This is a genomic window from Bradyrhizobium sp. KB893862 SZCCT0404, assembly GCF_018130885.1.
GTDB lineage: Bacteria > Pseudomonadota > Alphaproteobacteria > Rhizobiales > Xanthobacteraceae > Bradyrhizobium > Bradyrhizobium stylosanthis.
Genome location: NZ_JAFCLT010000006.1, coordinates 282483 through 293548, shown reverse-complemented (window position 1 = coordinate 293548; position 11066 = coordinate 282483). Strand labels below are relative to the sequence as shown.

The 11066-nt window shown below is 57.6% G+C and carries 8 protein-coding genes; 7 read left to right on the top strand and 1 reads right to left on the bottom strand.

The window, feature by feature from the left end:
• The first annotated feature begins 8 nt into the window (after window positions 1-8).
• The 5 genes from JQ617_RS24585 (at window position 9) to JQ617_RS24565 (ending at window position 6984) form a co-directional block, all read left to right on the top strand.
• The gene (locus JQ617_RS24585; protein ID WP_212028535.1) at window positions 9-1430 is read left to right on the top strand and encodes an amidase; all 1422 of its coding nucleotides are present in this window, start codon (window positions 9-11) and stop codon (window positions 1428-1430) included.
• Between the two features lie 60 nt (window positions 1431-1490).
• Window positions 1491-2771, top strand: coding sequence for a 4-aminobutyrate--2-oxoglutarate transaminase (gabT, locus tag JQ617_RS24580; protein WP_212028534.1), 1281 nt, complete (start codon window positions 1491-1493; stop codon window positions 2769-2771).
• Window positions 2772-2811: 40 nt separating this feature from the next.
• Complete coding sequence (locus tag JQ617_RS24575) at window positions 2812-4245, top strand: NAD-dependent succinate-semialdehyde dehydrogenase (protein ID WP_212028533.1); 1434 nt, start codon at window positions 2812-2814, stop codon at window positions 4243-4245.
• A 454-nt stretch (window positions 4246-4699) separates the two neighbouring features.
• On the top strand, window positions 4700-5563 hold the full coding sequence (locus JQ617_RS24570; protein WP_212028532.1) for a PAS domain-containing protein: 864 nt from the start codon (window positions 4700-4702) through the stop codon (window positions 5561-5563).
• Window positions 5563-6984 carry a sigma 54-interacting transcriptional regulator gene (locus JQ617_RS24565; RefSeq protein WP_212028531.1) on the top strand — a complete coding sequence of 474 codons (1422 nt, stop codon included), beginning with the start codon at window positions 5563-5565 and terminating at the stop codon, window positions 6982-6984. Before JQ617_RS24570 ends, JQ617_RS24565 begins: the two co-directional genes overlap by 1 nt.
• 54 nt (window positions 6985-7038) lie before the next feature.
• Here the strand turns inward: JQ617_RS24565 and JQ617_RS24560 are convergent, their stop codons facing one another.
• Window positions 7039-7986, bottom strand: a complete 948-nt coding sequence (locus JQ617_RS24560; protein ID WP_249157458.1) for a LysR family transcriptional regulator — start codon at window positions 7984-7986, stop codon at window positions 7039-7041.
• Between the two features lie 126 nt (window positions 7987-8112).
• Between JQ617_RS24560 and ggt the strand changes: the two genes are divergently transcribed.
• Window positions 8113-9726 (top strand): gamma-glutamyltransferase, encoded by a 1614-nt coding sequence (ggt, locus tag JQ617_RS24555; protein WP_212028530.1) that lies wholly within the window; start codon window positions 8113-8115, stop codon window positions 9724-9726.
• A 36-nt stretch (window positions 9727-9762) separates the two neighbouring features.
• The gene (locus tag JQ617_RS24550; RefSeq protein WP_212028529.1) at window positions 9763-10977 is read left to right on the top strand and encodes an ABC transporter substrate-binding protein; all 1215 of its coding nucleotides are present in this window, start codon (window positions 9763-9765) and stop codon (window positions 10975-10977) included.
• Window positions 10978-11066: the final 89 nt, after the last annotated feature.

Here is an 11066-nt window from a genome sequence, read left to right as displayed (position 1 = left end):
TTGCGAAGATGACAAAATCCGACGAGCTAACTCGTTTGTCCGCGCGGCAAGCTGTTGCAGCGCTGAAGAAAAAGGAACTGAAGCCTCTCGAGCTCATGGATGCTGTCATCGAACGGATCGAGAAGATCGATGGCGCGGTCAATGCACTCCCAGTGCGCTTTTTTGACCAGGCCCGCGCCGCGGCGCGGGCTTTCTCGGCGACAGACATGGAACGATCGCCTGGCTGGCTTGCTGGACTGCCGTTCGTTGCAAAGGAATACAACGATGTCGAGGGACAACTGACCACCTACGGGTCACCGTTGTTCAAGGATAGTCGAGCGGCCAAGACAGATGTCTCCGTCGGGGTTCTGTCGAATGCCGGCGGGATTGTGATGGCCAAATCCAACGTGCCCGAGTTCGCCGGTGCCAATACGTTTAATTCAGTATACGGTGCGACGCGAAATCCCTGGGATCTTCGGATGTCTGCGGGCGGGTCATCCGGTGGCGCTGCCGCCGCACTCGCAAGCGGCACGGCTTGGCTCGCCATGGGCAGCGACGTTGGCGGGAGTCTGCGAATCCCTGCAAGCTATTGCGGCATTGTCGGGATGCGTCCCACCCCAGGGCGGGTTGCGCGAGGACATGGTCTCCTACCTTTCGATCCGATTTGGGTTGAGGGGCCAATGGCAAGAACGGTCGACGATCTGGCCCTGATGCTGGATGCTCAGTCGGCTCAGGTGCTCGATGATCCGCTGTCACAGCCAGCTCCCGCGGTGTCCTTCAGCGAGCAACTGAAGGAGCCGCAAAAGGGCGCAAGGGTCGCGTACTCAAGCAATCTTGGTCTTGCTGAGGTCGACAAGGAAGTTGCCGACATCACCTTGGCGGCGTCCAAGCGGTTGACTGAGGCGGGCGCGGAGGTATCGGAAGATTGTCCGGAGTTGGTGGGAGCGATCGATACGTTCCAGACGCAACGTGCACTTCTGTTCGCCACGCTGCGAGGCGAGTTGGTCCGCAAGGAGCGTGACCGGATCCCGGCAAGCATCGTCTGGAATGTTGAAAAGGGCCTCAGTTTGACGGCTGACGAGGTGCTGCGTGCTGAGAGAGAACGCGCGAGGCTCGTCCAGAACATGCGGCTCTTTTTCGGCCGATATGATTTTCTCGTATGCCCAACGGTCTCTGTGCCGCCATTCCCCGTGGAGAAGGCCTATCCGACCGAGATCAATGGGCAAGCGATGACGACCTATATCGATTGGATGTCGATGACCTTTGTGATCACCGTCACCGGCAACCCGGCAATTTCCGTTCCGTGCGGTTTCACGCGCAACGGGCTTCCTGTGGGCTTGCAGATTGTAGGGCGACATCATTCTGAAGGTCGCTTGCTCGCAATCGCTGCTCAACTGGAGCAAATCTTGGGGATCTCGCCCCGATTGCCGGTCCTGCCCATAGCAGCCTGACGAAGCTCAACATCTGCGGCGGCACGTGCCCCGCATAACTGCGAATCAATGGAGTAACCAATGGGGACAAATGAGAGCCTGCTTGCGCGACGTAGGGACGCCGTGCCGCTTGGCATTGGGCATGCGTGTCCGGTGTTCGCCGACAAGGCACAGAACGCCGAGATCTGGGATGTGGAAGGGCGCCGATACATCGATTTCGCCGCCGGCATTGCCGTGCTGAATGTGGGGCACCGCCATCCTAAGGTCATGGCGGCCGTCTCGAAGCAGTTGGAGCGCTTTACGCACACTTCATTCCAAGTGGCTCCATACGAGCCCTATATCGAACTGTGTGAGCGCCTGAACGAGATCGCACCGTTTTCGGGAAAGGCGAAGACTTTGCTGGTAAATTCGGGCGCCGAAGCAGTCGAGAACGCCGTCAAGCTGGCCCGTGCAGCCACTGGCCGCTCGGCCGTTGTGGCATTCTCCGGCGGATTTCACGGCCGCACGATCGCAACGTTAGCTCTGACCGGAAAAGTCGCCCCATACAAGCAGGGGTTTGGGCCGACCTTCCCGGATGTTTTTCATGCGCCATTTCCTGTGCCTTCTGAGAAAGTTTCGGTCGAGGACTCGATCAAGCACCTCCGCAGCATCTTCAAGTATCAGGTCGATGCAAGTCGCGTCGCCGCAATCATCATTGAGCCCGTCCAGGGTGAAGGCGGCTTCTACCAAGCGCCGACTGAACTTCTGAAGGAGATCAGGCGGATCTGCGATGAATACGGAATCCTGTTGATCGCAGACGAGGTGCAGACCGGGTTCGCACGGACAGGCAGAATGTTCGGAATTCAGCACAGCGGCGTCGAGCCGGACCTTGTCACGGTCGCCAAAGCCGTCGCCGGCGGTTTTCCTTTGGCGGGTGTTATTGGTCGACACCAAATCATGGACAAGCTCGGCGTCGGCGGGCTTGGCAGCACCTATGGTGGGCACCCCATTTCCTGTGCTGCGGCTTTGGCGACGTTGGACGTCATCGACGACGAGAAGCTCGTTGAGCGGGCAAACGTGATCGGCGCAAGAGCGGTTGATCGGATCATCGAGATCAGCAAACGGAATGATTCACTCCCGATCGAGAATATCCGGGGTGTGGGCGCAATGATCGCGTTTGACATCGTCGAAGACGTCGACCGAGCTCGGCCGGACAAGGAGACAACCCAGCGTGTTGTTTCCACTGCACTGAGTAACGGCCTTTTTCTGCTCACCTGCGGCCTCCACGGTAATAGCATTCGTCTTCTGATGCCGATCACGATTCAGGACTCAATACTTGACGAGGGCCTGAACATCCTCGCGTCCTCGCTCACCCGCACATAGACGCAACCCGACAACGCCACAACGCGCAATTGGACTGAAAATGTACCCGGATACCCTACTGCTAATCGATGGCCAATGGACGAGCGGCAGCTCTGGCAACGATCAATCGGTGTTGAATCCTGCAAATGGCGAGGTGATAGGTAAGGTCGCGCACGCAGATCGCCGCGATTTGGACCGGGCGCTCGAGGCCGCGGACCGAGGTTATCGGAAATGGAAGGTCACGTCTCCGATGCAGCGGTCCGCCGCGCTTCGCAAGGCCGCCGAGCTGCTGCGCACGCGCGTCGAAGAGATCTCGTTGACCCTGACCTTGGAGCAAGGAAAGCCGCTTTCGGAGGCGCGGATCGAAACGCTGCATTCTGCAGACGTCATGGACTGGTTCGCGGAGGAGGCACGGCGAACTTATGGGAGGATCATTCCTGCGCGCTCAGAGGGGGTGATGCAATTGGTCGTCAAGGAGCCAGTCGGTCCCGTAGCGGCATTTACGCCTTGGAATTTTCCTCTCAACCAGGTCGTACGGAAATGTTCAGCCGCCATCGCGGCTGGCTGCTCAATCATCGTAAAAGGCCCGGAAGAAACGCCGGCAAGCTGTGCAGCGTTGATTCGAGCGCTTCTCGACGGTGGAGTGCCAAAGGACGTCGTCCAACTCGTTTTCGGAGTGCCGGCGGAGATCTCGGAATACCTGATCCCTCATCCCGTAATTCGAAAGATCACCTTCACGGGGTCGACGCCGGTGGGCAAGCAACTTGCCGCGCTAGCCGGTCAGCATATGAAACGCATCACCATGGAGCTAGGAGGACATGCGCCGGCGATCGTGTTTGCCGACGCGGATATTGATGCCGCCGCAAGTTTGCTCGCCGCTGCCAAGTTCCGCAATGCCGGGCAGGTCTGCATCTCGCCGACGCGCTTTCTCGTCCAGGACACGGTGTTCGATCAGTTTGTGGAAAGGTTTACGGCCGCAACCGATAGCATAGCCGTCGGAGATGGCCGCCTCGCCACGACACAGATGGGTCCATTGGCGAACGAGCGGCGTCTGCAGGCTATGGAGATGTTCGTGTCTGATGCGGTTCAAAAAGGCGCGAAAGTAAGGACCGGGGGTACCCGCGTTGGTAACAGGGGCAACTTCTTCAAGCCGACGGTTTTGGTCGACGTCAATCATGAGATGCGGATTATGCATGAAGAGCCGTTTGGCCCCCTTGCGCCGATTATGCCGTTCCAGGACTTCGACGCAGTGGTCAAAGAGGCCAATCGTTTGCCGTTTGGCCTTGCCGCCTACGCGTATACAAGATCTTCCAAGATCGCGACTGCTATCGGATCTGCCTTCGAAAGCGGAATGGTGTCAATCAACCATCATGGTCTCGGGCTTCCCGAGGTTCCGTTTGGTGGCGTAAAGGACTCCGGTTACGGTTCGGAAGGAGGAAGCGAGGCGATCGATGCGTATCTGAACACCAAGTTCATCTCGCAACTGGGGCACTAGAAAGCATGGGGCTGTTGCGACGTATGAGGCGCTGGGCATCGTCGCTTCGGCCGGTTGGCGTCTACGAAGAGCGTGACTACGTTGTAGTGTTCTGCGGCGATTTCAGCATGATCTTGCCGGCGAAGAGACCGGGACTGGAAGCAGGGAAGGACGCCGAGGAAAAATCGCGACCAGATTCGGAGCTTTCAAAGCAGCCCCCGAAGGATACGTTTCGGTGATGCGCTTCCGCCTCTGGGCTCCGGGGTCTTCAGCAGAGGCCAGAGAGGATGGACCAAACGCCGAAAAGTGGAATGCTTGCGAAGCTGGGTCATTTAACTCGCAGATCGGGGAGTGTGCCTCCGCACCGATCTCCCGGCTGAGCTCAGAAGCGCGCTTGCGATATTAGGGGCTGCCGCCGTAGATTGCAGCAGACCCAGCAACATGACGAACAGGCGGATGGGAGACGGAAGCCAACATGTCTGAAATGGGCAATTCTGAGTTGTCTTTTGATGGTGATCGTTTCGCCCTTGCGCAATGCGATTCAGACTTCCTGGTCGATATTGTGGATGAGGATGGCATCGTCAGGTGGATGAGTGCGTCACAGTCCGAGCTGCTCGGTATTGCAGATACGGATATGCGCCAGGTTTCCATCGAGACTGTGTATGATGGAACGTCGGTCGAGAAAATACGTGCGATGCTTGGCCGAAATGCTGGGATCGGCTTTGCTGCCACACTCGAACTCCGGATGTTCGGAAGGGCGGGCCGGGCAATCCGAACCGTTGCACGCGCGACCATCGTCGCGGACGGTGGTGAGCGGGCCTTGCGCCTTTCAAAAATCGAGTTTGGCCAGGTGGGATCGCATTACGATCAGCTCACCGCCGATTTCATGCTTCTGTCGAACATCATTAGGCATGCAAAAGAGGCGCACTGGGCAATCGTCTTTCTGGAGCCGGTCGATACCACGCAGGGCCGGGACGAGATTATTCGGCAAGTATTCGAGAACCAATCGGTGTGGCGAATGTGCAATCCGGCCCTGTCGCGATTGTATGGGCTACCGGAAGACATGGATCTAAGCACTCAAAGCGTCCGTCTGTACTGGCCGAGAAGCCCCGAGAATGAAGCGTTCGTCGGACATATCATCGATGGCAGTTATTCCGTGGATGATGCCGTTAGCGTGGATCGCAAACATGACGGTACAAGCCTATACGTATCCAATGACGTTCGCGCAGACATAGTCGATGGCTTTCTTATTCGCCTTTGGGGCAACATTCGCAACGTGACCGAGCTCTCTGAAGCGAAACAAAAGCTCTACGATGGGGAAGGCGGAGGCCAGTTGTAATGGCAGGAGCAACCGAACTGCCTCCCTTTAGTGTTGGCTTGCGAGGTGGCCCGAATGTAGGTGCGGAGGAGTTCGAGGCAGTTCTTCTTTCAGCCCAATTCCGTTTGTTCATTGATGCGATTGCGGAACCGGTAATCGTAACCGACGCAGCAGATACAGTTGTGGTCGTCAATCAAGCCGGGGATCGGCGAGAAAGCGGTGCGGAGTCCTTCAGGCATTTGCCCCTTACGGCCTATGCGCGGCAATGCGATCTCGATATGGATGATTTCCTGGCGGCAATCGGCCGAGGGCATTCGCAGGGCGTCGTAAGGGTAAAAACGACCGGGAAGGTGTTCTTTGCAGTCCGACGCGTTGTGCTGACAGGTCCGGGCGTTAGCGGATACTCTCTCTATATGCTGCGAAGCCCCGATGTTGCGGACCAAGGAAAAAGATCTGCACCGTCACGAGCTGGCACTCGAAATGCATCTGACCTACCCGACGATCTGCTTTTCCCACCGGGACTTTCGAGATGGATCGAACGGGCAAAGATCGCGTATCTGCGGAGCATTCGTGTCCTGCTGTTGGGGGAGTCCGGCGTCGGCAAGACAGCGATAGCGAAGCATCTGCATAACATCGCCGGGGAGAAGGTGAGGCCATTTGTTCACGTGAACTGTGGCAGTATTCCGGAATCTCTCTTTGAATCCGAGATGTTCGGTTATGAGCGTGGTGCATTTACCGGCGCCTTGCAGAGCGGAAAGCGAGGTTACATTGAGAGCGCTGCGGGTGGGACGTTGTTCTTGGACGAAATTGGCGAGATTCCGATCGCAAGCCAAGCCAAGTTGCTCAAGTTTCTGGAAGATGGGAGCATTCAACCGGTCGGATCCGCTGTCAGCAAGAAGATCGAGGCGAGAGTGATCGGGGCCACCAATCGGGACCTGCACCAGATGATGGCAATGGGAACATTTCGGAAGGACCTCTATTTTCGTATCGCGACATTCCCGTTGAGCATTCCGCCGTTGCGTGAACGCGACGACCGGGAAGCAATCCTGCAACAACTTCTTCAGAAGGTCGCGAGCGCAAGGGGAGCACAACTCAAACTATCAGCGGAATGCAGAAGTGCAATCCTTGCCCATAGCTTTCCGGGCAACTTGCGCGAGATGCGTAGCCTGGTTGAGTATTTGAGCATTGTGGCCGGAGAAATTGCGGAGATCGACGATCTGCCAGAGCCGTTTTTGTCGGTGCGTGCTGACCCTGTCACGGCCGGGCCACCCGTTTCCGATCTCATCAAGTCTGAAGGCACATTGAAGGATCTCACGAAAGCGTTCGAAGACATAATAATTCAGCAAAGCATTCAGAAATACGGTTCAAAGCGAGAGGCGGCTCGGCGCCTCGGCGTCGATATTGCGACGCTGGTTCGAAAGACGACCCGCGATCGCGGTTAGGCAATCGAGCGTCGGGCAGGGGGGCCTCATTCGAGGCGCTGACTGATGCGGCGACTAACGCTTATAGCGCTGTTTTGCGATCGAGTCTTTTGCAAGCTGGATAAAGCGCTCGGCTAGCGGTGAAAGATTGTCGGCTCGCCACGCCAGAGCGATATCGAGCGTCGCCCTGACATCGCTGATCTCAAGCGATTTGATACCCGGCGGCAGGGTTGGGATGAAAGACGCGTCAAGAACCGTGCAGCCGAACCCGGATCGCACCAGTTGCAGCAGCACCGGGACATCGTCGGCCTCTTCGACGATGTTAAAGGTCAGCCCGCGCTTTGCCGCGATGTCATCGATAAGTGACCGAAAGCCGCGCCAACGGCTGGTCGTCCCGACGACGATCGGCGCCGTACTCAGCCGTTCGAGCGTGATCGACCGCCTTTTGGCCCAGACGTGGTCGCTCGGTACGAGGGCGATGAGGCGCTCTTTGGAAATCGGGTGAGTATGCAAGGATGCCGTCGAAACGCTTGACATCATGAAGCCCACATCGAGCGCACCCTCATCAAATGCCGTGAGCTGTTCAGACGATGCGAGAAGGCGTAGCGATACGTTCGCACCGGGGTATTGCTTTCGAAACTCGATGATGATGCTCGACATCGGCCCCACAGCCGCAAACGTGGAATAGCCGACAACAAGCGTCCCGCTGAGACCTTGGGCCACCTGGTGAGCCCGTGTACACGCCAGAGAGAGGCGTCGTACGGCATCGACGCTGTCGCGATAGAGCGCTTCTCCGGCTGGGGTCAGCGCTACATGCCGGGTCGAGCGCTGAAACAAAGAAAATCCCAGCTGTTGCTCGAGCTGGCGGATGCTCCGGCTCAGCGCCGGCTGGGCAATATGAAGCGTTTGCGCGGCCCTTCGAAAGCTCAGCGAGTTTCCAACCGCAAGGAAGTAGTGAATTTTGGCGAGAATTGAGGAGGGGATCATCGATGTTCGCTTGGCTGATTGATAGCGCGACGGCATCAATTCGCGCTTAATTGGTATTGGACGCGCATAAATGATCCTTGTCAAATGCAATTGGGATCAGCGCCGGGAGCGCCGAATGATCGACGGCCGACATGCTCGGTCGATCTGGAGGTGAGTGAAAGAATGTCCAAGTCAGAAGCCATGATTGTTGCCGCTCAGGCCGAAGCGGCCGAAGCTGGAGCCTTGATTTTGCAGGCCGGCGGAAACGCCGTTGATGCCGCGGTCGCATGTGCGCTGGTGCAAGGAGTCGTTGATCCGCTGATGACTGGCATTGCCGGATTTGGCAGCGCCAGCATCTATCTGCCCTCGAGAAAGGTTCACAAGTATCTTGATTTTCATGCTCCGGCGCCCGCGGCGGCCCGGCCGGAGATGTGGCAGCACCTGATCGAAGGGGAAGCTCGGGACGGGTATGGTTTCATCCTGAAGGGAAAGGTCAACGATATCGGCTATCAGTCGATTTGTGTCCCCGCTTCGCTGAAAGCCTATTTCGAGGCGCATTCCAAGTTTGGCGTGCTGCCGTGGCGCGACGTAGTGTCTCCTGCGATCGACTGGGCGGAGCGCGGCTGGATGGTTCGGCCGCACGTTGAATTGTTCTGGTCGGATCCCGGCACAATGGGACGAGCCTCAGTCGTCGAACGGCTCTCGTACACGCCATCGGGCCGCAAGCTCTACTGCCGAGAGAACGGTACACCGAAGCGCGTCGGAGATCTGGTGCGAAATCCGGAATATGCCAGGACGTTGCGCTTGATTGCGGAGGGGGGCGCGGACGTCTTCTACAAGGGCGAGCTTGGCCAACGCATCGCGAGTGACATGCGCAAGCACGGCGGTCTCATTACCGCTGAGGACCTTGCGTCCTATGAGCCGCAATGGCTCGATCCGCTTCGCGGGTCATATCGCGGTTTCGATATCACGACCAACAATCCGCCCGGCGGAGGATTGATGCTGGTCGAGATGCTGAACATTCTCGAGCACTTCGATCTTGCTGGTATTGGACATAATAGCGCAGAATATATTCGTATCGTTTGCGAGGCGATGAAGTGCGCGACCGTTGACAAAGATCAATCGATCGGGGATCCCGCTTTTGTCGACGTTCCTATCGAGAAGCTGGCTTCCAAGGAGTATGCCGCCGAAGTTGCGAAGCGTATCGTATCGCGTCGCAAAATAGACGTGCCGCGGTTCAACTCCGGCTTTCCGTCCAAGGATACGACCCATGTCTCCGTCGTCGACCGCGACGGCAATTGCGTGAGCATGACGCACTCGCTTGGTATGCCGTCGGGTGTGATCACCGACGGGCTTGGCTTCTTCTACAACGGCTGCATGGCGGTGTTCGATCCGCGGCCGGGGCGTGCCGGCAGTATTGCGCCTGGAAAGTCGCGCTTCACGTCAGTATGCCCATCGATTATTTTCCGTGACCGCAAACCTTATCTGGTCATAGGCGCTCCGGGCGCAACGCAGATCGCTATGGGCGTATTGCAGGCGATTTTGAACGTGCTTGATTTCGGCATGACCATGACTGAAGCGGTCAGCGCGGCGCGGTTCTCGGCAACGAGTAACGCGATCGACGTTACGAATCGGATTGTCCACGGGACGACCCGGCAGCTCGAAGCCGAAGGGTATGAGGTCATTCGTAGTCCGTACACCTTTGGATTCGCCGCGGTTCACGGCATACGAATTGACGGTACCAGGCTCGATGGCGGAGCGGACCCGGGCCACGACGGCATCGCGCTGGCGATTTAGCCTTGGCTGTCTAGCTGCTCTATAGGGAGAATGATCTTGAACTCAAAAATGCTAGGGCTCGTAGCGGCGGCAATGCTCTTCTCAAACGTGGCCGTGCATGCCCAGATCTCGGACGACGTCGTGAAGATTGGGGTTTTGACGGATCACTCCGGGGGATTCTCCTATCTCGTCGGAAAGCACTCTGTTGAAGCAACACAGATGGCAATCGACGACTTTGGCGGAAAGGTGCTCGGTAAGCCGATCGTTGTCGTTACAGCAGATCATCAGAACAAGGCCGACATCGCCGCGGCGCTGAGCCGAAAATGGTTCGAAACCGAAGGTGTCGACGCGATCACGGACCTGGCCGGTTCTGCGGTGGCACTCGCTACTCAAGAGATCGCTCGTTCACGCAACAAGATATTGCTCGTTACGGGTGCCGCTACCACTGAGCTTACGGGAAAAGCCTGCTCGGATACGACAACACAGTGGGGTTACGATACGTACGCCCTCGCCAAGGGCACAGCCAGCCAGGTTACTAAGCAGGGTGGAGATTCTTGGTTCTTTCTCACCACGGACTACGCCTTCGGCCATTCGCTTCAAAACGAAGCAAGTCGCTTTGTGACAGAAAATGGCGGCAAGGTGGTTGGTAGCGTGCGGTTTCCATTCGGATCCCCGGATTTCTCTTCCTTCCTGCTGCAGGCACAGGCTTCGAAGTCGAAGGTTGTCGGACTGGCGATGTCTGGCGCGGATCTCTTGGCCGCCATCAAACAGGCGAGCGAGTTCGGCATTGTGCAATCCGGTCAGCGTTTGGCGAGTCTGACGATTTACATCAACGATGTCGAAACCCTGGGATTGACCGTTGCGCAAGGATTGACACTGACGACGTCATTCTACTGGGACATGAACGAAGAGACGCGGACCTGGGCGAAGAGATTCATGGAGCGCTCCGGTGGCTTCATCCCGAACCTGGTGACCGCTGGGACCTATGCGTCCGTATTGCACTATCTGAAGGCAGTGCAAGCCGCAGGGACCGACGACGGCAGGGCTGTAGCGGCCAAGATGCGGGAGATCCCGGTGAATGACTTCTATAACAAGAACGTCGAAATTCGTGCTGACGGCCGGGTCATGCACAAGACGTATCTGATGAAGGTGAAGTCCCCCTCTGACTCAAAGTACCGCGGCGACTTCTACCGCGTGCTCGCGGAAATGTCCGGCGAAGAGTCCTTCCGGCCGCTGTCCGAGAGCCAATGCCCGTTGGTGAATAAGAAGTAGCGTTTGAGCGGCCGGCCATCTGGCGATGATCGGCCGCTCTACCGTCGCCAGAGGACGAAAAAGATAGGTTCCGACGTCCAGCCGCCAAT

Bases quoted from the DNA above. Each gene is read 5' to 3' on its own strand.
- JQ617_RS24585 (WP_212028535.1), top strand. From the start codon at position 9: ATGACAAAATCCGACGAGCTAACTCGTTTGTCCGCGCGGCAAGCTGTT.
- gabT (WP_212028534.1), top strand. From the start codon at position 1,491: ATGGGGACAAATGAGAGCCTGCTTGCGCGACGTAGGGACGCCGTGCCG.
- JQ617_RS24575 (WP_212028533.1), top strand. From the start codon at position 2,812: ATGTACCCGGATACCCTACTGCTAATCGATGGCCAATGGACGAGCGGC.
- JQ617_RS24570 (WP_212028532.1), top strand. From the start codon at position 4,700: ATGTCTGAAATGGGCAATTCTGAGTTGTCTTTTGATGGTGATCGTTTC.
- JQ617_RS24565 (WP_212028531.1), top strand. From the start codon at position 5,563: ATGGCAGGAGCAACCGAACTGCCTCCCTTTAGTGTTGGCTTGCGAGGT.
- JQ617_RS24560 (WP_249157458.1), bottom strand. From the start codon at position 7,986: ATGCCGTCGCGCTATCAATCAGCCAAGCGAACATCGATGATCCCCTCC.
- ggt (WP_212028530.1), top strand. From the start codon at position 8,113: ATGTCCAAGTCAGAAGCCATGATTGTTGCCGCTCAGGCCGAAGCGGCC.